The 23,270-nt window shown below is 61.8% G+C and carries 26 protein-coding genes; 21 read left to right on the forward strand and 5 right to left on the reverse strand.

Annotation, left to right across the window (positions count from 1 at the left end):
• Window positions 1–56: 56 nt before the first annotated feature.
• Window positions 57–2,069, forward strand: a complete 2,013-nt coding sequence (gene uvrB, locus P0111_05380) for an excinuclease ABC subunit UvrB (protein MDF0643439.1) — start codon at window positions 57–59, stop codon at window positions 2,067–2,069.
• 6 nt (window positions 2,070–2,075) lie between these two features.
• Here the strand turns inward: uvrB and P0111_05385 are convergent, their stop codons facing one another.
• Window positions 2,076–2,366, reverse strand: a complete 291-nt coding sequence (locus P0111_05385) for a DUF4321 domain-containing protein (GenBank protein ID MDF0643440.1) — start codon at window positions 2,364–2,366, stop codon at window positions 2,076–2,078.
• Window positions 2,367–2,549: 183 nt separating this feature from the next.
• Here P0111_05385 and ffh point away from each other — a divergent pair, with 183 nt between their 5' ends.
• The 11 genes from ffh to P0111_05440 all read left to right on the forward strand — a co-directional run bounded on the left by ffh (window position 2,550) and on the right by P0111_05440 (window position 11,392).
• A complete protein-coding gene (ffh, locus tag P0111_05390; GenBank protein MDF0643441.1) occupies window positions 2,550–3,896 on the forward strand; it encodes a signal recognition particle protein in 1,347 nt (448 codons plus the stop codon).
• Between the two features lie 119 nt (window positions 3,897–4,015).
• Window positions 4,016–4,300: a 30S ribosomal protein S16 gene (gene rpsP, locus P0111_05395; GenBank protein MDF0643442.1), complete on the forward strand. Its 285-nt coding sequence runs from the start codon at window positions 4,016–4,018 to the stop codon at window positions 4,298–4,300.
• Window positions 4,301–4,304: 4 nt separating this feature from the next.
• On the forward strand, window positions 4,305–4,847 hold the full coding sequence (gene rimM, locus P0111_05400) for a ribosome maturation factor RimM (protein ID MDF0643443.1): 543 nt from the start codon (window positions 4,305–4,307) through the stop codon (window positions 4,845–4,847).
• The gene (gene trmD, locus P0111_05405) at window positions 4,837–5,619 is read left to right on the forward strand and encodes a tRNA (guanosine(37)-N1)-methyltransferase TrmD (protein MDF0643444.1); all 783 of its coding nucleotides are present in this window, start codon (window positions 4,837–4,839) and stop codon (window positions 5,617–5,619) included. Before rimM ends, trmD begins: the two co-directional genes overlap by 11 nt.
• Before the next feature lie 3 nt (window positions 5,620–5,622).
• The gene (gene rplS / locus P0111_05410; protein ID MDF0643445.1) at window positions 5,623–6,054 is read left to right on the forward strand and encodes a 50S ribosomal protein L19; all 432 of its coding nucleotides are present in this window, start codon (window positions 5,623–5,625) and stop codon (window positions 6,052–6,054) included.
• Between the two features lie 66 nt (window positions 6,055–6,120).
• Entirely contained in the window at window positions 6,121–6,804 is a 684-nt protein-coding gene (locus P0111_05415) for a ribonuclease HII (protein ID MDF0643446.1), read from the forward strand.
• On the forward strand, window positions 6,773–7,183 hold the full coding sequence (locus tag P0111_05420; GenBank protein MDF0643447.1) for a YraN family protein: 411 nt from the start codon (window positions 6,773–6,775) through the stop codon (window positions 7,181–7,183). The genes P0111_05415 and P0111_05420 overlap by 32 nt, the downstream gene beginning before the upstream one ends.
• A gap of 5 nt (window positions 7,184–7,188) precedes the next feature.
• Window positions 7,189–7,857, forward strand: coding sequence for a cell division ATP-binding protein FtsE (ftsE, locus tag P0111_05425; GenBank protein MDF0643448.1), 669 nt, complete (start codon window positions 7,189–7,191; stop codon window positions 7,855–7,857).
• On the forward strand, window positions 7,854–8,753 hold the full coding sequence (ftsX, locus tag P0111_05430; protein ID MDF0643449.1) for a permease-like cell division protein FtsX: 900 nt from the start codon (window positions 7,854–7,856) through the stop codon (window positions 8,751–8,753). The genes ftsE and ftsX overlap by 4 nt, the downstream gene beginning before the upstream one ends.
• Entirely contained in the window at window positions 8,750–9,934 is a 1,185-nt protein-coding gene (locus tag P0111_05435) for a peptidoglycan DD-metalloendopeptidase family protein (protein MDF0643450.1), read from the forward strand. The genes ftsX and P0111_05435 overlap by 4 nt, the downstream gene beginning before the upstream one ends.
• A 96-nt stretch (window positions 9,935–10,030) precedes the next feature.
• Window positions 10,031–11,392 (forward strand): S41 family peptidase, encoded by a 1,362-nt coding sequence (locus tag P0111_05440; protein ID MDF0643451.1) that lies wholly within the window; start codon window positions 10,031–10,033, stop codon window positions 11,390–11,392.
• Here the strand turns inward: P0111_05440 and P0111_05445 are convergent.
• Window positions 11,370–11,873 (reverse strand): helix-hairpin-helix domain-containing protein, encoded by a 504-nt coding sequence (locus P0111_05445; GenBank protein ID MDF0643452.1) that lies wholly within the window; start codon window positions 11,871–11,873, stop codon window positions 11,370–11,372. The genes P0111_05440 and P0111_05445 overlap by 23 nt on opposite strands.
• A gap of 83 nt (window positions 11,874–11,956) precedes the next feature.
• On the opposite strand from P0111_05445, the gene thiS reads away from it, so the two are divergent.
• The 9 genes from thiS (at window position 11,957) to P0111_05490 (ending at window position 21,240) form a co-directional block, all read left to right on the forward strand.
• Entirely contained in the window at window positions 11,957–12,232 is a 276-nt protein-coding gene (thiS, locus tag P0111_05450) for a sulfur carrier protein ThiS (GenBank protein ID MDF0643453.1), read from the forward strand.
• Entirely contained in the window at window positions 12,225–12,998 is a 774-nt protein-coding gene (locus P0111_05455) for a thiazole synthase (protein MDF0643454.1), read from the forward strand. Before thiS ends, P0111_05455 begins: the two co-directional genes overlap by 8 nt.
• Window positions 12,999–13,102: 104 nt before the next feature.
• On the forward strand, window positions 13,103–13,726 hold the full coding sequence (gene thiE / locus P0111_05460; GenBank protein ID MDF0643455.1) for a thiamine phosphate synthase: 624 nt from the start codon (window positions 13,103–13,105) through the stop codon (window positions 13,724–13,726).
• Window positions 13,727–13,972: 246 nt separating this feature from the next.
• Window positions 13,973–15,646, forward strand: a complete 1,674-nt coding sequence (gene arc / locus P0111_05465) for a proteasome ATPase (GenBank protein ID MDF0643456.1) — start codon at window positions 13,973–13,975, stop codon at window positions 15,644–15,646.
• A gap of 10 nt (window positions 15,647–15,656) precedes the next feature.
• Entirely contained in the window at window positions 15,657–17,150 is a 1,494-nt protein-coding gene (dop, locus tag P0111_05470) for a depupylase/deamidase Dop (GenBank protein ID MDF0643457.1), read from the forward strand.
• Window positions 17,150–17,974, forward strand: coding sequence for a proteasome subunit beta (prcB, locus tag P0111_05475; GenBank protein MDF0643458.1), 825 nt, complete (start codon window positions 17,150–17,152; stop codon window positions 17,972–17,974). The genes dop and prcB overlap by 1 nt, the downstream gene beginning before the upstream one ends.
• An 8-nt stretch (window positions 17,975–17,982) precedes the next feature.
• The gene (gene prcA / locus P0111_05480; GenBank protein MDF0643459.1) at window positions 17,983–18,660 is read left to right on the forward strand and encodes a proteasome subunit alpha; all 678 of its coding nucleotides are present in this window, start codon (window positions 17,983–17,985) and stop codon (window positions 18,658–18,660) included.
• Between the two features lie 79 nt (window positions 18,661–18,739).
• Window positions 18,740–20,209: a Pup--protein ligase gene (gene pafA / locus P0111_05485; protein MDF0643460.1), complete on the forward strand. Its 1,470-nt coding sequence runs from the start codon at window positions 18,740–18,742 to the stop codon at window positions 20,207–20,209.
• Window positions 20,206–21,240: a M23 family metallopeptidase gene (locus tag P0111_05490; GenBank protein MDF0643461.1), complete on the forward strand. Its 1,035-nt coding sequence runs from the start codon at window positions 20,206–20,208 to the stop codon at window positions 21,238–21,240. The genes pafA and P0111_05490 overlap by 4 nt, the downstream gene beginning before the upstream one ends.
• A gap of 251 nt (window positions 21,241–21,491) precedes the next feature.
• Here the strand turns inward: P0111_05490 and P0111_05495 are convergent, their stop codons facing one another.
• The 3 genes from P0111_05495 to P0111_05505 form a co-directional block, all read right to left on the reverse strand.
• Window positions 21,492–21,842: a type II toxin-antitoxin system VapC family toxin gene (locus P0111_05495; protein MDF0643462.1), complete on the reverse strand. Its 351-nt coding sequence runs from the start codon at window positions 21,840–21,842 to the stop codon at window positions 21,492–21,494.
• A gap of 36 nt (window positions 21,843–21,878) precedes the next feature.
• Window positions 21,879–22,130 carry an AbrB/MazE/SpoVT family DNA-binding domain-containing protein gene (locus tag P0111_05500; protein ID MDF0643463.1) on the reverse strand — a complete coding sequence of 84 codons (252 nt, stop codon included), beginning with the start codon at window positions 22,128–22,130 and terminating at the stop codon, window positions 21,879–21,881.
• Window positions 22,131–22,353: 223 nt separating this feature from the next.
• The gene (locus P0111_05505; protein MDF0643464.1) at window positions 22,354–22,821 is read right to left on the reverse strand and encodes a GNAT family N-acetyltransferase; all 468 of its coding nucleotides are present in this window, start codon (window positions 22,819–22,821) and stop codon (window positions 22,354–22,356) included.
• Between the last annotated feature and the right edge of the window lie 449 nt (window positions 22,822–23,270).

The following is a 23,270-nucleotide window of genomic DNA, read 5'->3' on the forward strand; positions in this document are numbered from 1 at the left end:
GTCCCGCCGCGAGACGGCCAGGGCCTGTGTTAGAGTAACGGCCGAAGAGGGTGCCGATGCCGCAGTTCCAACTTGAGGCTCCGTTCACGTCATGCGGAGACCAAGGTCAAGCCATCGACAAGCTGGCGTCCGGCGTTCTCGCCGGCCGCCGGCATCAGGCGCTGCTCGGTGTCACCGGCTCGGGCAAGACCTTCACGATGGCCAACGTGGTCGAGCGGGTCCAGAAACCCACGCTGGTTCTGGTCCATAACAAGACCTTGGCGGGTCAGCTCTATCAGGAATTCAAGCAGTTTTTTCCTCATAATGCGGTCGAATACTTCATTAGCTACTACGACTACTACCAGCCCGAAGCCTACATTCCGCAGACGGACACGTACATCGCGAAGGACTCCTCGATCAACGATGCCATCGATCAGATGCGGCATGCGGCGACGACGTCGCTGCTGCAGCGCAACGATGTGCTGATCGTGTCGTCCGTGTCCTGCATTTACGGGTTGGGCTCTCCGGAGGTCTATCACGACATGCTCCTGTACCTCGAAGAGGGAATGGAGATCAGGCGTGAAAAGATTCTCGCAAAACTCGTGGAGATTCAGTATGCCCGCAACGACATCGATTTCCATCGCGGGACGTTTCGCGCACGCGGCGACGTGATCGAGATTTTTCCGGCTTCGCAGGAGGCCAGCTCCGTCCGGATCGAGCTGTTCGGCGACGTCGTGGACGCCATCCATCAGATCGACCCCTTGACCGGCAAGTCGCTGGGTAAGCTATCCAAGGTGGCCGTCTATCCGAACACGCACTATTTGATCGCGCCCGACCGGTACGAGCGCGCGATCACAGGCATCGAAGAAGAGCTCGACGAGCGGGTGGCGTTTTTTAAGCGTCAAAACCAGCTCGTCGAAGCGCAGCGCATCGCGCAGCGCACCAAGTTCGATCTCGAAATGATTCGCGCGATGGGCTACTGCCACGGGATCGAAAACTATTCCCGTCACCTGAGCGGGCGGGCCGCCGGCGAGCCGCCTCCGACATTGATTGACTACTTTCCGAAGGATTTCCTGCTCATCATCGACGAGTCCCACGCGACAGTGCCCCAGGTCGGCGGCATGTACGAAGGGGACTATTCGCGCAAGCGGACGTTGGTGGAATACGGGTTTCGACTGCCCTCGGCGGTGGACAACCGGCCGTTGAAGTTTCACGAGTTCGAGTGCAGTCTCAACCAAGTCATCTATGTGTCGGCGACGCCCGGTCCCTATGAACTTGAACATGTGAAGGGAGGGGTCGTCGAGCAGATCATCAGGCCGACCGGACTGCTCGATCCGATCATCGAACTCCATCCGGCCAAGGGGCAGGTCGACCATCTGCTGGAAGAAGTCCGGAAGGAAACGACCCAGGGCGGCCGCGTGCTGGTGACGACCCTTACGAAGCGCATGGCTGAGGACCTGACCGAGTACTATCACGAATTGGGCGTGAAGGTGCGCTATCTGCATTCGGACATCAAGACCTTGGAGCGGGCCGAGATCGTTCGGGATCTTCGGCGTGGACAGTTCGATGTTCTGGTGGGGATCAATCTGCTGCGGGAAGGGCTCGATCTTCCGGAGGTCAGCCTGGTGGCGATCCTGGATGCCGACAAAGAAGGCTACCTGCGGTCGTATCGCTCGCTCGTGCAGACCGCCGGTCGGGCCGCTCGGAACGTCCGCGGGCGGGTGATTTTCTACGGCGACGCGGTGACCGACTCCATGAAGGCCGCGATGGATGAAACCGCGCGCCGGCGCAAGATGCAACGCGAATATAACAAGCGGCACGGCATCGAGCCGACTTCAATCAGAAAAAGTATTCCGGTGTTGGATTATCCCGGCGTCGAGCCGGATCCGGTCCAGCTCGAGCTTGCAGCGGACGCGGAGCCGGCCTACGGGGCGGAGCCTCCGGGCGCCGGATTGATTCAGTTGATTCAACGGTTGGAGCGCGACATGAAAGAGGCGGCCAAGCTGTTGGAGTTCGAACGGGCCGCCGTCCTCAGAAACCGAATCCGAGCGCTGAAGCTCAGGGACCTGGAGTTGAAGTCCGAGACCTAGTGCCCGTCAGACGTTCTTATAGAGGTAGACGCCGAGAAACATCCCCAGCAGGCTCAAGAGGCTGATCTTCAAGCTGAAGCCCAACGTCAGCTTGATCAGGATTAGATCGATCGTCAGAGGCGGACTGATGCCCGGCGTGAAATTGGTGGCGAAGATGGTCTGAATGGTGCCTTGCGGCGCCATCACGCGGAGAATCTCCCCCAACACCCCGCCAAGGAGTCCTCCAATGAGCAGAAAGATGAGTAGAACCCAGGGCGACTTTCTCACGATCACGACCTCATAACCCGTTGAGGACATTCAGCGATTCATGTTCAGGACCATAACGAAAGGTCCTGGGCATGTCAACAAAATGCGCTGCTGTCGATCCCTTGACTTCACTGGAGCGGTTCATTAGACTGGCCGGTGCTCTTTTGCTAGATTTTTCGAGGCGATCGGAGATCTGGATACAGCGGCTTCGATTGCCTTTTTCTTTGTGACGATATGCTCGACGCGCTCAGCGAAAAATTTGAAAAGATCCTCAAGAAGCTTCGCGGCTCCGGCGTGCTGACGGAGCAGAACATCGCGGAAGCCATGAAGGAAGTCCGTTTGGCGCTGCTCGAAGCCGACGTCAATTTCAAGATCGTCAAGGACTTCGTCGAACGGGTCGGGAAGAAAGCCGTCGGCCAGGAAGTGCTGCAAAGCCTCACGCCGGGCCACCAGGTCGTCAAGGTGGTCTGGGACGAACTTCGGGCCATGATGGGCGGGGAGAAGGCCGGCCTTGTCCTTGCCTCGACGCCGCCGACCGTCATTATGATGGTCGGATTGCAGGGCGCGGGCAAAACCACGACCTGCGGCAAGCTGGCCCGGTTCTTCAAGCAGCAGGGTCGACGCGTGCTCCTGGTTGCGGCGGATCCCCGGCGCCCCGCCGCCGGCGATCAATTGGCGTCCCTGGGACGCGATCTCCTGGTCGAGGTGCACCGGCAGGATCTGGTCGGCGCTTCGCAGGGCGACGTCGTACGCATCTGCAGGGACGGCGTCCAGCGTGGAATGGACCAGGGTTTCGACGTGGTCGTGTTGGATACGGGCGGCCGCCTGCATGTCGATGATGAGTTGATGGGGGAGCTCGTGGCGGTGAAAGCCGCGGTGCAACCGCATGAAGTGCTGCTGGTCGCCGATGCGATGACCGGACAAGATGCCGTCAACATGGCCGCACAGTTCCACGGGCGGGTCGGCGTGACGGGCATCATTCTGACCAAGGTGGAAGGCGATGCGCGGGGCGGCGCCGTGTTGTCCATCCGCGCGGTGACCGGCCAGCCGATCAAGTTCCTCGGTGTGGGGGAAAAGCTCGACGCGCTGGAACTGTTTCACCCGGATCGCATGGCTTCCCGCATTCTCGGGATGGGCGACGTACTGTCCTTGATCGAGAAGGCGCAGGAAACGTTCACGCGCGAACAAGCGGAAGAGGCGCAGAAGCGGCTGTCGAGCAATACCTTTACGCTGGAAGATTTCCGCGCTCAGTTGGCCCAGGTCAACAAGCTCGGATCGTTGGATCAGATTTTGGGCATGCTGCCGGGTGGCCAGAAGCTCCGGGGGGCCATGGAGGGACAGGTGCCGGAGCGGGAGATGAAACGCGTGGTCGCGATCATCGATTCGATGACCCGGCGGGAACGGCGCGACCATACGCTGATCAACGGCAGCCGCAAGAAGCGGATTGCGCGTGGGAGCGGGACCAACGTGATGGAAGTCAACCGCTTGATCAAACAGTTTCTCTCGGCGCGCAAGCTCGCCAAGATGCTGACGGGCGCGGGCGGGCGGCGGCAATTGGCGCAGCTGCTCAACTCGAGGTGACGCGCCGCTTCCCGAGGGGCGCAAGCGTTCGGACCATCCAGATCGACACTCAACCGGGCTGACGGGGATTTCCAGCGGGTCTTTCGAGATGGCTCGCTTATTTCAAAGGAGGAACGACAGTGGCCGTTCATTTGCGATTGACGAGAACCGGGCGACATAAACGCCCCCTGTATCGGGTCGTGGCCGCGGATTCGCGAAAGCCGCGCGACGGAAGGTTTCTGGAGATTTTGGGGATTTTCGATCCACTCAAGCCGGCGGGATTGCCGGAGCTCAAGCAGGAGCGTGTGCTCAGATGGCTGCATCAGGGCGCCCAGCCCACCGTGACGGTCAAGACTCTGTTGCGCCGATCCGGGCTGTGGAAGCAGTTCGAAACCGAGAAGACGGCGAAGAAGAAGGGGGCGTAATTCGTTGGTCGCCGCGCAGGACGATCGCGTCACCGTCGGCAGAATCGAACGGCCCTTCGGTGTGAAGGGAGAGGTGAAGGTTCGCCCGCTGAGCGATGTGCCAGGGCGGCTTGACCGTTTGAGGTCCGTGAGCGTCGTCGGAGCCGAAGGGCTGGTTCGGAACGAAGAGGTCACGCATGTCCGGCGCGCCGGCGCGTCCTACATCATGCGGTTCGCCGGCATCACCACGCCGGAGGCCGCAGGTCTGCTGCGCGGAACGTGGATTCAGGTTCCTCCGCGCGAGAGGGAACAGGCGGTTGAACCGCCCGACGTGTTCTACGAATGCGATCTCATCGGGATGCGCGTCGAAGACGAAGGGGGTCGGGCGCTGGGAATGATCGACGCGATCTGGGAACTGCCGGGGCAGCATGTCATTGTCGTCCGCGACGGAGATCGGGAGATCTTGATCCCTGCCGTGAAGAATTTCGTGGCCTCGGTCGATGTGCCGGGCCGGCGCATGACCGTGCGGGCGATCGAGGAACTGGTCGAGGACCGCGATGCGCTGTAACGTCATCACGCTGTTTCCGGAGATGATCGCCCCGGTCGTCGGCGCCAGCATCCTGAAGCGGGCGCAGGAGAAGGGGCTGTTGACCGTGCAGGTGCACAATCTGCGTGACTACACGCTCGACAAGCACAAGGTGGCGGACGAGGCCCCGTACGGCGGCGGGGCGGGCATGGTCATGAAGGCCGAACCGATCCTGCGGGCGGTCGAGGACATTCAGGCCGACTACCGGCGGAAGGGCGAGTCGATCCGGTTGCTGTTTCCGTCGCCGCAGGGCCGCCCGTTTACGCAGGAATATGCAAAAAACCTGGCCGAGGATCCGCGACCGCTCGTGATGCTTTGCGGCCACTATGAGGGCATCGATGAACGGGTCAGGATGGCCCTGCGGCCGGAGGAAGTCTCGGTCGGCGATTACGTACTGACCGGCGGAGAGCTGCCGGCGCTGATGCTGATCGATGCGGCCGCCCGCCTGGTGCCGGGTGTATTGGGCGATCCCGCGTCGAACGTGGAGGAATCATTCAGCGAATCGCTGCTCGAGTATCCCCACTACACCAGACCGGTCGAGGTGCGGGGCCTGGCTGTTCCGGACGTGCTCCTGTCCGGCCATCACGAGGCGATCCGCCGCTGGCGGCGCAAGGAGGCGTTGCGGACGACGTATCGCCAGCGGCCGGATCTGTTGAGGGATCGCGTGTTGAATCAGGAAGATCGACAATTGTTGGACGACATCATTCGCGAAGGCACGCCGGCCATGCCGGTTCGATGCGGGGAGGAGGGTTGAGCCATGAATCAGCTGGAACGAGTACAACGTTCGCTCACGAAGAAATCGGTGCCCCATTTTGAGATCGGGGACACGGTCCGTGTGCACGTGAAGGTCATCGAGGGCGAGAAGGAGCGTATTCAGGTCTATGAAGGAGCGGTCATTGCCCGCAAGGGGTCGCTGAACACGGAAATGTTCACCGTGCGCAAGGTCTCCTACGGCGTCGGTGTGGAGCGCATCTTCCCGGTGCATTCGCCGATCGTCACCAAGATCGACGTCGTGCGCCAAGGAAAAGTCAGGCGGGCTAAGCTCTATTATCTTCGGGGGAAGAAGGGTAAGTTCTCCCGCGTGGAAGATCGGGAGTTCGTGGGCGACGGCAAAGCCCATGCCCCGGCTGCGCGCGCGGAGGAATCGGCAGAGGCCGGAGTCGAATCTCCGACCCCCGCGCACGTCTGATCCATTCCGTTTTCCCTCGACCACGAGGACCGGTTGCCGCGACGACCTCCAGGTGAAGGCGACTTCGTGGGACCTACCGAAGAATTTGAATTGGAGGCCAGGCGATGCGGCTACCGCCGGATCGCCGGTCTCGATGAAGCGGGGCGAGGGCCGCTCGCGGGCCCCGTCGTCGCCGCCGCGGTCATCCTACCGAGCCGGTGCCGCTTGGTCGGCGTCGACGACTCCAAACAACTGACCGAACCCGAGCGCAACCACCTCTTCGTCCTCATCACTCAGCGGGCCGTCGCCATCGGCATCGGTTCGGCCTCCCATGAGGAGATCGACCGCTTGAATATCCTCGAGGCTACGCGCCTGGCGATGTCCCGCGCGGTCGGGGCCGTCGCGCCTCTGCCGGATTGTCTGCTCGTCGACGCCGTCAGCCTGCCGAGGTTGAAGCTGCCGGTTCGGTCCATCATCAAGGGTGATGCGCTGTCCGTCTCCATCGCCGCCGCCTCCATCGTCGCCAAAGTGACACGCGACCGACTCATGGCGGAGTATCATGTCGTTTATCCACAGTATAATTTCCTGTCCCATAAGGGCTATGGAACGGAAGAACACCGGCAGCGTCTGGCCGAGCACGGACCGTCGGCGATCCATCGGTGCACCTTCGCGCCGGTCGCGCACGTCCTGTCTACCCAAATTTCCCGGCCTCTCCGGCAGGTTGAGCTGTCCTTCATGGATGGGGGTGAGCAGTTCAGTGAGAATCCTTGACCCCAGACGACGCTTTGGGCAAGAAGGAGAAGCGGCGGCGGAGGCTTTTTTGATCCGCAGAGGCTACCGGATCATCGCGAGAAATCTGCGCTCTTCTGTGGGTGAACTGGATTTGGTCGCCGAAGACGGACCAACACTGGTATTCGTGGAGGTTAAGGCGCGTCGGACCGGGCAGTTCGGCGGAGCCCTCTATGCCGTGCACGAACGAAAACAGCGGAAACTGATCCGCCTGGCCGCGCAATTTCTCGCGCGGCATCATTGGAGCCGCCGGTCCTGCCGGTTCGACGTCGTGCTGCTGCAGGAATCAGGACCCGGCCCGGCCCGAATCGAGCATATCTGCAACGCCTTCGAAGTCCCAGGGGACGATCTCCGCTGGTAACCTCCATGATCGAACTAATCCGCGTGTCCAAGCAATACGACCGGCGGCCGGCCCTGTCGAACGTCACCCTGGAAATCGAGAAAGGCGAATTCGTGCTGCTGATGGGGGCCAGCGGCGCCGGGAAATCCACCCTGCTGCGGATGCTGATCGGGGCCGAACGGCCGGACGACGGGCAGGTGTTCGTATACGGCAAGAACGTGACCGCCTTGAAGCAGCGGGACATTCCCTACCTGCGGCGCAAGGTGGGCACCGTGTTCCAGGATTTTCGCCTGCTGGCGAAGAAGACGGTGTTCGACAACGTCGCCCTTCCGCTGCTGGTGCAGGGTGTCTCCGCTCAGGACATCCGGCGTAAGGTCACCGAAGCGTTGCGCGCCGTCGGGGTCGAGCACAAGCGGGATCAGTTGCCGGTGGTCCTGTCCACCGGAGAGCAGCAGCGCGTCTGCATCGCCCGAGCTATCGTCAACGGTCCGGTGGTGCTCCTGGCGGACGAACCGACCGGCAATCTCGACCCGGGCCTTACGGCCGAGATTATCGAGCTCTTCAAGCTGATCAACGCCCGCGGCACCACCGTGGTGGTGGCGACGCATGATCCCCAGGTCATGGCGCAGGTCAACCGGCGGGTGATCACCCTGTCCCACGGAACGCTCGCGCCGGAACAGTGGGTGCCGGCATGAGAACGCTTTATTATCTTCTGCGGGAAGCCTGGGTCAACTTGCGAACCAATCGCACTACGACCATGGTGGCGATCCTGACCACCGCATTCACCCTGGCCTGCGTCGGCGTGTTTCTGCTCCTGTACGTGAATCTGCGCGCGGCGGCCGGCTGGCTCCAGGAAGACATCAAGATCATGGTGTACCTCGGGGATCAGCTCACGGCCGATGCACAGGCCGAGCTCGAGCGGCAATTGCGCGGCGACCATGCCGTGGCGGCCATCCATTTCGTCTCGAAGGAGCAGGCTCTCGGTGAATTCAAGGATCAGTTTCCTGCGGAGTCCCATCTGCTGGAAGGCCTGGGGCAGAATCCTCTTCCGGCGTCCTTCGTCGTGACGCTCGGGCCTGCCTTTCGATCACTGGATGCCGTGAAACGCTGGTCGGCGCGCGTGCAAGGGATGCCAGGTGTTGCCAAGGTGGATTACAACCAGGATTGGATCGACGCGCTGGCCATGGTGATCCGCTCCATCGAGCTGGTCGCCATCGGCATCGGGGTCATCCTCTCCGCGGCGGCGGTGACGATCATTGCCAACACCATCCGGTTGACCTTGCTGGCGCGGCGGGATGAAATCGCCATCCTGCGGCTGATCGGCGCGACCACCGGCTTCATTCGCATTCCCTATCTGCTGGAAGGGGCCGTGCTCGGCGGCCTGGGAAGCGCGATCTCCCTGCTCATGCTCAAGTTCCTCTACGAGCTGTTTCGACAGGAGATGCGGACGACCGGGACACTCAGCGGGCTGGACAATCTGCTGGCGTTCTTCCCGCTCCCGCTGTGTTTGGCGCTGATTGCCGTAGGTATGGCGCTCGGGTGCGCCGGAAGCTTCGTCTCGCTTCGACGGTTCGACGAGGCCAAGGCATGAGAAACCGCAGGGCGGGGCTCCGGCTTATCGGCTGCCTGGTGCTGTCGTTGGGGACGCCGTCCCTGGTCTCGTCCGACGCGATCGGCGACAAGATCGAAAAAGAGCGCAAAATGCTCGAACAGCTGAAGGACCAGATCGAGGAAAAGCGGAAACAGGCGGATGAGGCGGGCAAGAAGCGTGACTCGCTGCTGCAGGGCCTGCAGACCCTCGATGAACGGCTCGTGCGCGTCCGACATGCGAATCAGGATGTCAGCCGCAAGCTCCGCAAGAAGGACCAGGAGATCGAATCCATCAACCAACAGATCGCCAAGTTGCAGGGGAGCATTCGCCAGCGGCAGGACGCGATCCTGGCGCGCCTGCGTGTGCAATACATGGAAGGACGGTTCGGCTACTGGAAGACGCTGCTGGCCTCCGATTCGTACGGCGATTTTCAGCGCCGGCTCCAGTACCTATCCGCCGTCTCCGAACGGGATTACGCGCTCGTCGAAACCTTCAAGTCCGATGTGGACAATATGGAGGAAGCCGAGCGGCAACGGGAAGCGGCCCGGACCGGCATGCGGGCCTACAAGCAGAGCACCGAAAAGCAGCTGCACGAGATGAACTCGGTCAAGAAGGAGAAAAAGCTCTATCTTACGAAGATTACGCAGGAAAAGGAATCGTCGGAACGGGCGCTTCAGGAGCTGGAAAAGTCGGCGGCGCGGATCGACAGCCTGCTGCGCGAATTAGAGCAGCGGCGGCGCGCAGCCTTGGCCAGACCTCCGGCGGCCGGCTCCCTGCATCGCGGGGTCAAGGGCACGCTCCCCTGGCCGGTGGAGGGCAGCGTGATGTCCTACTTCGGGCGCCAGAAGCACCCGACCTTCAACACCTACGTCCAGCGGAAGGGGATCGAGATCCGCGCGACCGAGGGGAGCCTCATCCACGCCGTCATGCAGGGGACGGTCGTCTATGCGGACTGGTTGAAAGGCTACGGACTCGTTATAATCCTCGATCATGCCAATGGGTTCTTTTCGCTGTATGCGCACGCTTCGAAAATCTTGACGACAGTGGGCGCGCAGGTGACGGCGAATCAGGCCATCGGCGAGACCGGAGATACGGGCATGACGAAGGAAAATACTTTATACTTCGAGCTACGGGAAGGGGCCGACCCGGTCGATCCGCTGCAATGGTTGACGAAACGGTAGCATGAGCAGGTCCGAGATCCGGAGACGGAACTTCGGCTCTCGGGGGGCGGGACAGGGACGCGAGACGGACTGTCCGGAAGGAAAGGACTGAGGATTATGGAACGGCATCCACGGCGGCGATTCTGGCTGTTGAGTCCGGTAATCGGTCTGGCTCTGGTCTTTGGAGTGGTGATCGGCAAGGGGTGGGAGCGCACCGGTCACGCCACCGAGACGTACGAGGAGTTGAAGACCTTCTCCGAGGTTCTCACCCAGGTCCAAAAAAATTACGTCGACGAAACCAAAGTGAAGGATCTCGTTCAGGGCGCGATCCGCGGGATGCTCTCCACGCTCGATCCCCATTCCGCCTACATGACGCCCGAGATGTACAAGGAGATGCAGGTCGAGACGAAAGGGGAGTTCGGGGGCGTCGGCATTCAGATCGGGGTGAAGGAAAACCGGCTGGCGGTCATCGCGCCGATCGAAGGCACACCGGCCTTCCGCGCGGGGATCAAGGCGGGCGACTACATCACGAAGGTCAACGAAGAGACGACTAAGGACCTCACGCTGATGGACGCGGTCCAGAAGATGCGCGGCCCCAAGGGCACCAAGGTCAATCTCACGATTCAACGGGACGGCACGACAGATCCGCTCCAGTTCACGCTCGTGCGGGACACGATCAAGATCGAGAGCGTCAAGTCGAAGGTGATGGACAACATCGGCTACGTGAGGCTCACGCAATTCCAAGAGGCCACCGGACGGGATCTCGGTCGAGTGCTCAAGCAGTTCAAAGAGCAAAAGCTGCAGTCCACGATCCTTGATCTCCGGAACAACCCCGGGGGGCTCCTGACGGCGGCCGTGGAGGTGTCGGAGCAGTTCCTGCCGAACGGCAAGCTCGTGGTCTATACAAAGGGCCGTGAGAGCAAGAAGGACGAGTGGTTCGCCAAGGGAAAGGATCAGATGGAAGATGCGCCGATGATCATCCTGGTCAACGAGGGATCGGCGAGCGCCTCGGAGATCGTGGCCGGGGCGCTACAAGATTACGGACGCGCCGTGATCGTGGGCACGACGTCCTTCGGCAAGGGATCGGTGCAGACGATTCTCCCCCTGGGCGACGGATCCGGCCTGCGCTTGACCACCGCCAAGTACTACACGCCGAAGGGGCGGTCGATCCAATCCACCGGCATCACGCCGGACATCGTCGTGAAGCCCCAGGCGCCGACCACGGTGGCGAAGGCCGATGCCAAACCGGGAGAAAAGGACGCCGACACCAAGGCCAAACCCGGCGTCGCATCGGGGAAGGAGCAGCCCTCAGCGGTTGGAAAGGCCGAGGAGGCGGCGACCAAGAACGGAAACGTCCCGGCTGCGGCCCCGCCGCCCGATGGGTTGGGTGACCTGGCGCTGGAGCAGGACGTTCAGCTGCAGAAGGCGGTGGAGATGCTCAAGACCTGGAAGATCTTCAAGGAGCTGCGTCCGTCGTAGTCTGTGTGCGCGAGCGGAGCGAGGCGATCGCGTTCAAGAGCACGTCTTCCGGTCCGGTGAAGCCCGGAACCGTGCGTAGCATGTGGGAGCGCACCAGCCGTTCGAGATCCTCAAGGGTCGTGATGCTCAGGCGGGTGTAGAGGTAAGTGACGAGCGAGTCCGAGAGGCCTGGCAGGGTCGCCCACTCCCTGACCGGCTCGGGGAGGGGCGTCTTCAGCGATTCGTAGGACTTGACGGTCCCCGTCCGAAGGAATTCCTCGATCTTTTCCGCCAACTCCCGCCCGATTCCGTCGATCTCTTCCAGCGCCTGCCGCCGGGCGACCGATGCCAGGTCTTCCTCCAGACTGAGGATCGAGTCGGCGGCCCGCCGGTAAGCCCGGACGCGGTAGGGGTTCGCCCGCCGGCTGGCCAACAGGTCGGCCATGGCGCGAAAGGTCGCGACAATCCGCTGATTATTGAGAGGAATCTGCATGGCTCCCATTCTGCCGTCCGCGGGTATCCGCTGACAAGAGAGCAGCCGAGACTTTGTTGACAAGGGGAATTCCGGTTACCTAGGATGCTGCGATGACCGGGTCGATCCGAATCCGTGTGAACGGGGAGCCGCGGGGTTTCCAGTCCGGCGGGACCGTCGGCGACTTGCTGCGCGAGCTCGCCATCACGACCGAACGGGTCGCCGTGGAACTCAACCTGGAAATCCTGGATCGGGCGGAGTTCGATCGGCGGGGCCTTCAAGAAGGAGATCGGATCGAAATTCTGGGCTTTATCGGGGGTGGCACCGAGACTGCCGGAGCCGATTCCTCTATAGATGTACATATGGAGAAGGGCGGTGGCCATGTATGACGATCGCTTGGTGATTGCGGGCCGCGAGTTCAAGTCGCGGCTGTGGGTCGGAACGGGCAAGTACAAGGATTTCGCAGAAACCAAAAAGGCCATCGAAGTGTCCGGAGCCGACGTCGTCACGGTGGCCGTTCGCCGGGTCAACATCACGGATCGATCCAAGGAAAATCTGCTCGACTACATCGATCCGAAAAAGTACATCATCCTTCCGAACACCGCCGGCTGCTACACGGTCGAGGACGCGGTGCGTTATGCCAGGCTTGCGCGAGCCGCGGGCGTCTCCGATTTGATCAAGCTGGAAGTCCTGGGCGATGAGAAGACCCTCTTCCCCGACACGGTGGGCCTGCTCGAGGCCGCGAAGATTCTGGTCAAGGAGGGCTTCATCGTGCTGCCCTACACGAACGACGATCCGATCGTCGCCAAGAAGCTGGTCGATATCGGTTGCCCGGCGGTCATGCCCTTGGCCGCGCCGATCGGCTCCGGGCTGGGCATCCGCAATCCCTACAATCTCAAGATCATCATGGAGACGGTCAAGGTGCCGATCGTCGTGGACGCCGGCGTCGGGACTGCGTCCGATGCCGCGCTGGCCATGGAGTACGGGGCCGACGCCGTGCTGATGAATACCGCGATCGCCGGAGCCCAGGATCCGATCGCCATGGCGGAAGCGATGCGATACGCGGTGCATGCGGGGCGGCTCGCCTACAAGGCCGGACGCATTCCGCGCAAGCTCTATGCGACGGCGAGCAGCCCGATCGAAGGCATGCTCTGAAGGGCGCCGCTCGTGGAGCGTCGTTCGTATCTTGTATCTCACACGGAGAGATCCCACGAGATGGGCGTCACGAAACACCCCATAGAGAATCCTCATCAAAGCTCATGTCTCGCTTCGATGCTCGTCTGCTTCTCGTCACGGACCGACACCAGACCGGTGGACGGCCCCTGCGCGCGGTGGTAAAGCAGGCGCTGCGCGGCGGCGTTACCGCGGTCCAGGTGCGCGAACGTGACCTCTCCACGATCGCCCTGCTGGCCCTCGCGCGCGCGGTGCGGAGCCTCGCCGCCCCGGCGAGCTGCCGCCTACTGATCAACGATCGTGTCGATCTCGCCCTCGCGATGGAGCACACGGGTGTCCATCTGCGCAGCGACAGCCTGCCGGTCGCCGCGGCGCGACGGCTGCTCGGGAGCGATCGTCTCATCGGCGCCTCCGCGCATTCCGGCGAGGAAGTGCTGCGCGCGGAATCGGAGGGAGCGGACTACGTCGTTTTCGGCCCTCTCTATGCGACCCTGTCGAAAGTCTCGTTCGGTCCTCCATTGGGTCTGCGCGAACTGGAGAAAATCTGCGCGCGGGTCCGTGTCCCGGTTCTCGGCATCGGCGGCATCACCGCCGAACGCGCGCGCGACGTTCGGCGGGCCGGCGCATTCGGCGTTGCGGTGATCGCAGCGATTCTCTCGGCGCCTGACGTCGAACGAGCCGCGCGTGAGTTGGTCGATGCGGCGTCGTGATCGCCGTGACGTCCTCGCCGCAAACGCGCGATGCACGCGCACCGGAACCGGTCGTCCTGTTGACCATGAAAATACCGGATGATAGAATCGACGCAGACTTGGACTTCTGTGTGGTGCAATACGGATTGACGCTTCCTTGGATGGTCATTGATGAGCGGGAAGAAGGGAAGTCCGAGCCGACTCCGGTCCTTCCGAGATTCCGTCGCGCGAATGACGAAGCGGTTGTCCGATGGAGAGGCGGATGTGATGCACCGGAATGATGAGCCGTCCCGCGAAGCTGAGAAGCTTCGAGTCCAGATCCAGTCGATGGAGGAAGAAATCCGCCGACTGTATCAATCCCGCTACCAACTCGATCAAGCCACCAAGCAAAACGAAAAGCTCGTCGTCACGCTGCAGGAAGCCAAGGCACAGATCGAAGCCTTGCGTGCCGAAGTCGAAAAGCTGACCGCGCCGCCCTCGACCTACGCCATCTTTTCCAGCCTCAATAAGGACGGAACCGGCAACGTCTATGTGTCGGGCCGCAAGATGAAGGTCAGTCTCCATCCCTCCGTGAACGGGAAGACCTTGCGGAAGGGACAGGAGCTGATCCTCAACGAAGCCCTCAACGTCATCGAGGTCAAGGGCTTCGACGTGCAGGGCGAGGTGGTACGGCTCAAGGATCTGCTCGAGGGGAACCGGGCGCTCGTCACGCTGCACTTCGACGAAGAGAAAGTCGCGGAGTTGGGCGATCCGCTTCTGCTGGCGCGGCTCAGTGTCGGCGACCACCTGCTCTATGATCCCCGGTCCGGCTGCGTCATCGAGAAGCTGCCCAAGTCGGAAGCGGAGGAACTCGTTCTCGAAGAAGTGCCGGATGTGGATTACGCCCGTATCGGCGGACTCCAGCGTGAATTGGAGCAAGTGCGTGATGCTGTCGAGCTGCCCTTCCTGCATCCCGAGCTGTTCGCGGAGTTCCATCTCAGCGCGCCCAAAGGCGTGCTCTTGTACGGGCCTCCCGGTTGCGGCAAGACGCTGATCGCCAAGGCGGTCGCCAATTCCATCGCCAAGAAACTCGGGCATCTCACCGGCAAGGAAGTCCGGAGCTACTTCCTCCATGTGAAGGGCCCCGAGTTGCTCAATAAGTACGTCGGAGAATCCGAACGGCAGGTGCGGGAGGTGTTCAAGAAGGCCAAGGAGCGAGCCGCCGACGGCAATCCGGTCATCGTCTTTTTCGACGAGATGGACGCCCTGTTCCGCACGCGCGGCACGGGGATTTCGTCCGACATCGAATCGACGATCGTGCCGCAGTTCCTCTCCGAGATCGACGGCGTCGAGAGCCTGCGCAACGTGATCGTGATCGGAGCCAGCAACCGCCAGGATCTCATCGACCCCGCGGTGCTGCGCGCAGGCCGGTTGGACGTGAAGGTGAAGGTCGGCCGGCCGGAGATCGCCGCCGCCAAGGACATCTTCTCCAAATACCTCTCCACGGATCTGCCGTTCGCGGAAGACGAACTCAAGCGGCACGGCGGCGACGCCAAGGGCCTGGTCGAGCATCTGACACAGATCACCGTGGACGCGATGTATGCGACGTCGGAGGAGAACAAGTTCATCGAAGTCACCTACGCCAACGGGGAGAAAGAAATTCTCTACTTCAAGGATTTCGCCAGCGGGGCGCTCATCGAGGGCATCGTGTCGCGCGCGAAGAAGTACGCGGTCAAGCGGGCGATTGCTCAGGAAGGGCGGGGGCTCAGATCCGAAGACCTCATCCGGGCCATCAGGGAAGAGTTCAAAGAGCACGAGGATCTGCCCAACACGACCAATCCCGACGACTGGGCCAAGGTGGCCGGGAAAAAAGGCGAGAAGATCGTCCATATCCGGACGATCAGCGGGGCCCCGACCGATTCACGTCAGATAGAGACGGTCACCACGGGCCACTATCTGTAAAACATCATCCATGGCGGACGCTCCTTCGACACCGCGGGTGCTGGGTACGGAGACGGAATTCGGCATCGCTTCGCGCGATGCCGGCTTGGCGGATCCCATCACCAACTCGCTCGCCGTCATCGGCCATTATCCCGGGCTGTCGGTGCCGCACGCGGTCTGGGACTATGAGCACGAAAATCCCCTGCTCGACGCCCGCGGCTTCGAAGTGGACGGAGAGCGGGAGCGACCGAATCCCGACTACAACCGACAGCTGAACAAGGTATTGGCCAACGGCGGGCGTCTCTACGTCGATGGGGCGCACCCCGAATACTCCACGCCGGAATGCACGAATCCCCGCGAGGTCGTGGCCTTCGAACGGGTGGCCGAACGGATTCTCGCCCAGTGCCTCGACGCGATGACCAAGGCGCGGGGCCGCGAGCAGATCGTCCTGTACAAGAACAACTCCGACGGTAAGGGGAACAGCTACGGCTACCACGAAAATTATCTCGTGTCCCGGTCCGTTCCTTTTGAACGGCTCGTGCAGGCGCTTGCGCCGTTCTTCGTGAGCCGTCTCATTTTCGCCGGCGCGGGCAAGGTCGGAGCGGAGAACCAGACCGGCCCGGTGGACTACCAGATTTCTCAGCGGGCCGATTTCTTCGAATGTTTGGTCGATCTGAACACGATGGTGAAGCGTCCCATCGTCAACTCGCGCGACGAGCCCCATTGCGAATACTCCAAGTATCGACGCCTCCACGTCATCGTGGGCGATGCCAACATGGCCGAGCTCTCGACCTATCTGAAGATCGGCACCATGGCGATCGTGCTCGATCTGGTGGAAGCGGGCGCGACCCTGCCGAAGATCGAGCTGGAGGACCCGGTCCGAGCCATCAAACAGGTCTCGAGAGACCTCACGATCAGGGAGACGCTGCGGCTCGCCGGCGGGCAGGCGACGACGGCCCTGGCGATCCAGCGCGGGTACCTCAAGGCGGCGATGGACTTTTATGCTTGCCACGATCTGCCTCAAGTAACCAAGGACGTGCTCGTTCGCTGGGAAGAAGTGCTCGACAAGCTGGAGCGCGACCCGCGCTCGCTCGTTCGGGAGCTGGATTGGGTGGCCAAGCGCCACCTGATGGAATCCTACATGGAGCGCAAGGGCTGCGGGTGGAGCGATCCACGCATCCGTCTCATGGACCTTCAATACCACGATGTCCGGCCCGACAAGGGTCTGTATTACACCCTCGAGCGCAGCCATATGATCGAACGCATCGTGCAGGACGTGGAAATCTCGCGGGCGGAGTTCATGCCGCCATCCGGGACCAGAGCCTATTTCCGCGGGCGCTGCGTGGGGAAATATGCCGACTCGATTTACGGCGCGAGCTGGACCTCCGTGCTGTTCGACGTGGGCAACACGACGATCAAGAAGGTGCCGCTGATGGATCCGCTCCGGGGCACCGAGGCGCTCACCGCCGAGCTGATCGAGCAATCGGACAGCGCCGAGGCCCTGCTCGCGAAGTTGAAAGCCTGATGAAGCTGCCGTTTCTCCCCAACCACGACGACTCCAGCTTTTTCGATTTCCTCACCGCGCAACACCCCGATCTTACTCCCGGGGTCCGGGCTGCGGCGATGACGCCCGCCGGGGTCGATCTCTCGAGGCAGGCCGGGTCCGTGACCGTGCCGCAGGCCACCACCGTGCTCGGCCTCAAGTATCAGGGGGGGGTCGTGATCGCCGGAGACCGCCGCGCGACCGAGGGCTTCCAGATCGCCGAGCGACGTATCGAAAAGGTCTTCAAGATCGACGACTACTCGGCCATGGCCATTGCGGGCGCCGCGGGGCCCTGCGTCGAAATGGCCAAGCTCTTTCAGACCGAGCTGGAACATTATGAGAAGCTGGAAGGCGTGCAGCTGTCCTGCGAAGGCAAAGCCAACAAGCTCGGGCAGATGGTGAAAGCCAACCTGCCCATGGTCTTTCAGGGCTTGGTGGTGATGCCGCTCTACGTCGGCTACGATCTGAAGCGCGCCGAGGGCCGGATTTTCAAGTACGACTTGGCCGGCGGTCGGTATGAGGAATCGGACTATCACGCCATCGGCTCCGGCGGGAAGGATGCGCGCAACGCCATGCGGGAGCATTTCCGCAAGGGGATGTCCGAGCAAGAGGGGCTCAAGCTGGCGTTGCTGGCCCTCTACAACGCGGCCGACGACGACGTCGGCACCGGCGGACCCGACCTGGTCCGCGGCATCTATCCCACCGCCAAGATCGTGAACGCCACCGGCATCACCGACGTGCCCGAGGAGCAGATCCGCGGGATCTACGAAGAGATGCTGGCCGCGCGCCGGGCGAAGGAGCGCTGACCATGGCGATGCCCTATTACGTGTCGCCCGAACAGATGATGCAGGACAAGGCGGAGTATGCCCGCAAGGGCATCGCCCGCGGCCGGTCCATCATCGCCATGGAATACGTCAACGGCATCCTATTGGCCGCCGACAATCCCAGCGCCTCCCTCCACAAGATCTCCGAGATTTACGACAACATCGCCTTCGCGGGCGCGGGCAAGTACAGCGAGTTCGAGAACCTCAGGAAGGCCGGCATCCGGCACGCCGATCTGAAGGGGTTCATGTACAGCCGCGAGGACGTGACCGCTCGCTCGCTCGCCAACGGCTATTCCCAGAGCCTGGGCACCATCTTCAGCCAAGAGCTCAAGCCGCTCGAGGTGGAGATCCTGGTCGTGCAGATCGGCAACAACGGCCACTCCAACGAGATGTACCGCATCTCCTTCGACGGCAGCATCATCGACGAGCGTCTCTACGCGGTCATCGGCGGCAAGTCCGACGCCGTGCAGGCCTTGCTCAAAGACAAGCTGCCCGCGCAGCTCCCCGATCTCAAGGCCGCGCTCGCGCTCTGTGTCTCCTCCCTCGACCCGACCGGAAACCAGAAGCTGTCCCCGGAGAGCTTGGAGGTCGCGGTCCTCGATCGCACAAGGGACAGCAGAAAATTCCGCCGCTTCACGCCGGCCGAAACCAAACAGTTGCTGGCCTGACGGTCGCCGTCGCGCTCGTAGACTTCGAGCGATCTCCCGGTTCTGTTGAAGATCCCGGAGGGGGTGTGTATTCTGTTTGATGAGAGCGCCGCAACAGCCCACCGCCACGGCGGGCGACGGAGCAGCCGGCGGCTACTGGGAGGAACCGGACTTGATGATGTCCCCCGGTCCCATGAAGCAGCGGATCTTCGGCCTGGAGAACGAGTATGGGCTCATCTTCTCGCCCAACGGCAGGATATATCTGCCCATGGAGAAGGTACTCGGCTATATCTTCGAAGGGTTGATTCCTAACAGTTGGCCCTCCAACGCCTTCCTCGTCAACGGCGCGCGGTTCTACCAGGACACCGGCTGCCACCCCGAGTATTCCACTCCGGAATGCGACAACATCCTCGACCTCGTCGTCCACGACAAGGCCGGCGAGCGCTTGCTGGAAGCCTGCCTCCCGGCGGCCGAGGAGCGGCTGCGTGAAGAAGGGCTGTCGGGCGAGATCTACATCTTCAAAAACAACACCGACTCGCTGGGCAACACGTACGGATGCCACGAGAATTTTCTCATGCGCCGCGACGTCGACTTCTGGAAGGTCACCGAGCAGCTCATCCCGTTCTTCGTGACCAGGCAGATCTACAGCGGCGCCGGCAAGGTGCTGAAGGTGTCGGGCAAGCCGCAGTACTTCATCTCGCAACGCGCACAGCACATCCACGAGAAGACGTCTTCCTCCACCACGTCGTCACGGAGCATCATCAACACCCGGGACGAACCCCACGCCGACGCGGAGCGCTACCGCCGGCTCCACATCATCGTGGGAGACTCCAACATGTCGGAATTGGTCACCTTCCTCAAGGTGGGCACGGCCACGCTGGTGCTCTCGATGATCGAGGAGGGCTATACGGTGCACGGCATGGAGCTGGAGGATCCGGTGAAGGCCATCCGAGAAATCTCCCGCGACCCGACCGTGAAGCGCAAGGTCAAGCTGGACGACGGCCGGCAGTTGACCGCCGTGGAGATCCAGCGCGTCTATCTGGAGCGCGCTCAGGAATATTTGGAGCAGCAGGACCACGACCCGATCCTGGACGACGTCTGGAAGCGCTGGGGCGCGATTCTGGACAAGCTGGAAGAAGATCCGTGGCAGCTGGTGCGGGAGATCGATTGGGTCACCAAGCGGCACCTCATCCAGTCGTACATCGACAAAAAAGGCTGCGGTTGGGACGATCCGCGGGTGTTCTTGCTGGACCTGCAGTTTCATGACGTGAAACGCACCAGGGGGTTGTACTATCTCATGGAATCCCGCGGTCTGGTCGAGCGGGTGGTGGAGGAAGACGCCGTGCAGCGCGCCATGTCCACGCCGCCGCAGACCACCAGGGCCAAGGTACGGGGCGACTTCATCCGGTTCGCGCGGGCGAAGAACCGGTCGTACACGGTCGATTGGACCTATTTGAAACTCAACGGCTATTGGGAAGAAACGATCCTGTGCATGGACCCCTTCAGCGCGGTGAATCGCCGCGTGGATGAACTGGTCGCCCAGGTGTCGGGACTTCGCTTCTATCGATGACGTCGCAGGCTTCCAGACAGACCGAGTGCGCCTCGACGAAGCCCGTCAGGCGGATCTCGTCCTTCGACCGCACGGTCATCATCGGCGTGGTGCTGTTGACGAGCGTCTTTCCTGTCGAATTGTTCTCCACTGCGCCGCCCCCGCCCAGAGGCAGCGACGGCCAATACAGCGGCAAACAGGGACAGGTGCTCGTGGTCAAGGTGCCGCACCAGGAGGAAGTCACCGAGGTCAAGGGTACGCTCCTCAACCGCACGGTGCCCTTCTTCCGGGAGTACCGGCGGGGTGAGGTTCCCGGCTACGTCGGCCTGGTGGGCCTCGATCTACAAGATGAGCCCGGCACTCACGAACTGGCGATCGTCGTGAAAAAGGGAGAAGAGATCACACACCTGAGTTACAACATCCTGATCGCGAAGGAAAAGTTCAACGTCGAGCATCTCACCCTGCCCAAGGACAAGGTCGATCTGGACGACAAGGCCGTCGCGCGCTGGAAGCAAGAGCAGGAACAGGTGAAACAGGCCCTGACCGAGAATTCCGCCTCGCGACTCTGGCGGAGCCCGTTCGTGGAGCCGGTCAGCGGCAAGCGCACCGGCATTTTCGGGAGCGTCCGGGTCATGAATGGCCAGCCGCGCAATCCCCACAACGGAGAGGACATCGGCGCGCCGTTGGGAACGGACGTCGCGACGACCAACGACGGCGTCGTGCGTCTCACGGTCGATCACTTCTTCTCAGGCAAGGGCATCTTCATCGACCACGGCATGGGCTTCTACAGCATGTACTTCCATCTCTCGGAGGTGTTGGTGAAGGAAGGGGACCTGGTCAAGGCAGGGCAGGTCATCGGCAAGGTCGGATCGACCGGCCGCGCCACCGGTCCGCATCTCCATTGGGGCGTCAAACTAAACGGCGCCCGCGTGAATCCCTACGCGCTGCTTGATCTACCCTTCAACAGCGCCGCCGCGTCCGGTCCATCCAGTGCGTCCGCTTCCCCCACAACCTCGCCCGTCTCTGCAGAGGCCATCCCGGTCAACGAATAAGGGGTGGGGACCGGCTCCGGCGAAGCCGGTGCCGGTCCCGCTTCTTTGCAGCGGTGTCCCGCTTCTTCTTCAAAATTCATGGCGCGTCTTGGCGCGCCGGGATGTGTGCGTGAGAAAGTCGCCTCGTTCGCCACGCCACCCGCTGCCGGTCAATTGCCCCGAGCTTCCGCACATGTCGCCGTACACGCCTTTCAGCCCGCCTTGGGAAGGGGGAGGAAGAGGCCCTACAGCTTGCTCGCCACGCCATGGAATTAGCCGGTCAGCCACCGAACGGTGATCAGATGCTCGACCGCATGAAACTCAGGATCGCTCGTCAGGACCGTTGCCGCCAGCCGCCGCGTCGTGGCGATCCAAAAGGCGTCCGCGTAGGAGACCGCATACTCGCTCTTGATTTCCGCTGCCTCTCGCACCAATGGCAGATCTACCGCCACCAGCTCGATGGGCAATTGTTCCAGGAGATGTAGGGCTTCAGCGGCCTTCACTGCGCCGATCTGGCGCTTGACGATGAAGAAGAACTCACCCCAACTGACCCCGTTCAAATAAGCCTTTAAGCCTTGGTCTCGGCCCGCTGCTCGTACAGAGCGCCGCGGACCTTTTCCCAACCGGGTTCCTTATGAAAGAGGCTAACCAACGCGAAGCTATCGAGGACGAGTTTTCTGCTCACGGCGCGCCTCCTCTCGATGCTCGCGACGGAGGTCGTCCGTCAGAGAGAACGTGCCTGTGAGAAAGCCCGTCGCCGTCGCAATCGGGTCGTCGGCCGCGGGGGTGATGACCAACCGACCGCCTTCTTCGATCAACTGGACCTTGCCTCCGGCCTTGAAGCCCAATTTGCGTCGAAGTTGCCGAGGAATAAGAATCTGCCCCTTTGATGAAATTTGGGAGACCGGCATGGAAACGTCCTCCAATTCCCTACGAGTGTATCGAATGCCTGAGCCGGGGCCAATTTGGCGGTGCGCCCGTTGCGCTGTTGGGTGGGGGAGCGGGACGCAGAACAATGCGCCGCTCCGTATTCGTCCTGGCGTCCACCTCGGTCAATGCGCTCAGTGTGGACACGACTAGGTCACCCCAGCCAAGAGCGATGAGTGAGCTGAACAGATCACGTCTAGCTGGCCGTCACTGCCTGGGCGGTTCTCGGTACTTGGCGAAGCAGATGAGGTCCAGATGGTGGTAGTGGTTGGGCAGCATGGTTTCCGCCCTGTAGCCGAGACTTACAAAGAATTGAATATTTCTGGCGGTGCGTAGCATCGTGCAGGCGTAGAATTTGTGCGTGTCGGTCGTGACCCGTTCGATGTCCTGCATCAGCAACTTTCCAATCCCCTGCCGTTGATGATCGGGAGTCACGGAGAGCAGACGGATGACGCAGACACCGGCCACCGTCCAACAACGCACCGATCCAACGATGGCTCCGTCCGCTTCCGCCACGAGGATCCGTTTGTCTCTGGCGTCTGCCTTCAGACTGTCGATCGTTTCGGTGGTCCAGGCGCTGACCTCATAAATTGTGGCGTACTCACCGAAGGCAGCCTGCTGCACCTGGAGCACAGCGGCAAAATCAACTTCAGTCGCTGGTCTGATGCGAATCATACGCGGCGCGTCTGGAAAGCCCGTCCGTTGTGTAGCTGCAAGATACCAGAGCGGAATGGACCGCGGCCAGTATGGAAATGGAGGAGCTTCTTACGCGTGCGACAACTACAGCTGGATCTCAGATGTCAGATGGCTGCGCGACACTGGCGGCATGATGACCTTGTACAGGGAGGTAGCCATGCGACCCCAGATAGGAATGGTGATGATGCTGCTCCTTGGAGTTCGACGAGCCATGCCGAGATGGGCTTCGACCAGCGTTACGAGCGCGACTACAATATCTTCAACCCGGTCAACTAGTTCAATCCGGATAATCCGCTGAACCCGGTCAACAAGTACAACTCAAGCGTGTCCTTTGAGCCGTTGGACGGAAGCTCGGAGAACCGCACGCGATGACACATGGTCAGTAGGCGGGAGGACTACTGCAGATCAAGTCCAAGGTGTCGCTCGAT

Source organism: Nitrospira sp. (assembly GCA_029194535.1).
GTDB lineage: Bacteria > Nitrospirota > Nitrospiria > Nitrospirales > Nitrospiraceae > Nitrospira_C.

Bases quoted from the DNA above. Each gene is read 5' to 3' on its own strand.
- uvrB (MDF0643439.1), top strand. From the start codon at position 57: ATGCCGCAGTTCCAACTTGAGGCTCCGTTCACGTCATGCGGAGACCAA.
- P0111_05385 (MDF0643440.1), bottom strand. From the start codon at position 2,366: ATGTCCTCAACGGGTTATGAGGTCGTGATCGTGAGAAAGTCGCCCTGG.
- ffh (MDF0643441.1), top strand. From the start codon at position 2,550: ATGCTCGACGCGCTCAGCGAAAAATTTGAAAAGATCCTCAAGAAGCTT.
- trmD (MDF0643444.1), top strand. From the start codon at position 4,837: ATGCGCTGTAACGTCATCACGCTGTTTCCGGAGATGATCGCCCCGGTC.
- rplS (MDF0643445.1), top strand. From the start codon at position 5,623: ATGAATCAGCTGGAACGAGTACAACGTTCGCTCACGAAGAAATCGGTG.
- P0111_05420 (MDF0643447.1), top strand. From the start codon at position 6,773: ATGGGGGTGAGCAGTTCAGTGAGAATCCTTGACCCCAGACGACGCTTT.
- ftsE (MDF0643448.1), top strand. From the start codon at position 7,189: ATGATCGAACTAATCCGCGTGTCCAAGCAATACGACCGGCGGCCGGCC.
- ftsX (MDF0643449.1), top strand. From the start codon at position 7,854: ATGAGAACGCTTTATTATCTTCTGCGGGAAGCCTGGGTCAACTTGCGA.
- P0111_05435 (MDF0643450.1), top strand. From the start codon at position 8,750: ATGAGAAACCGCAGGGCGGGGCTCCGGCTTATCGGCTGCCTGGTGCTG.
- P0111_05440 (MDF0643451.1), top strand. From the start codon at position 10,031: ATGGAACGGCATCCACGGCGGCGATTCTGGCTGTTGAGTCCGGTAATC.
- P0111_05445 (MDF0643452.1), bottom strand. From the start codon at position 11,873: ATGGGAGCCATGCAGATTCCTCTCAATAATCAGCGGATTGTCGCGACC.
- thiS (MDF0643453.1), top strand. From the start codon at position 11,957: ATGACCGGGTCGATCCGAATCCGTGTGAACGGGGAGCCGCGGGGTTTC.
- P0111_05455 (MDF0643454.1), top strand. From the start codon at position 12,225: ATGTATGACGATCGCTTGGTGATTGCGGGCCGCGAGTTCAAGTCGCGG.
- thiE (MDF0643455.1), top strand. From the start codon at position 13,103: ATGTCTCGCTTCGATGCTCGTCTGCTTCTCGTCACGGACCGACACCAG.
- arc (MDF0643456.1), top strand. From the start codon at position 13,973: ATGCACCGGAATGATGAGCCGTCCCGCGAAGCTGAGAAGCTTCGAGTC.
- dop (MDF0643457.1), top strand. From the start codon at position 15,657: ATGGCGGACGCTCCTTCGACACCGCGGGTGCTGGGTACGGAGACGGAA.
- prcB (MDF0643458.1), top strand. From the start codon at position 17,150: ATGAAGCTGCCGTTTCTCCCCAACCACGACGACTCCAGCTTTTTCGAT.
- prcA (MDF0643459.1), top strand. From the start codon at position 17,983: ATGCCCTATTACGTGTCGCCCGAACAGATGATGCAGGACAAGGCGGAG.
- pafA (MDF0643460.1), top strand. From the start codon at position 18,740: ATGAGAGCGCCGCAACAGCCCACCGCCACGGCGGGCGACGGAGCAGCC.
- P0111_05490 (MDF0643461.1), top strand. From the start codon at position 20,206: ATGACGTCGCAGGCTTCCAGACAGACCGAGTGCGCCTCGACGAAGCCC.
- P0111_05500 (MDF0643463.1), bottom strand. From the start codon at position 22,130: ATGCCGGTCTCCCAAATTTCATCAAAGGGGCAGATTCTTATTCCTCGG.
- P0111_05505 (MDF0643464.1), bottom strand. From the start codon at position 22,821: ATGATTCGCATCAGACCAGCGACTGAAGTTGATTTTGCCGCTGTGCTC.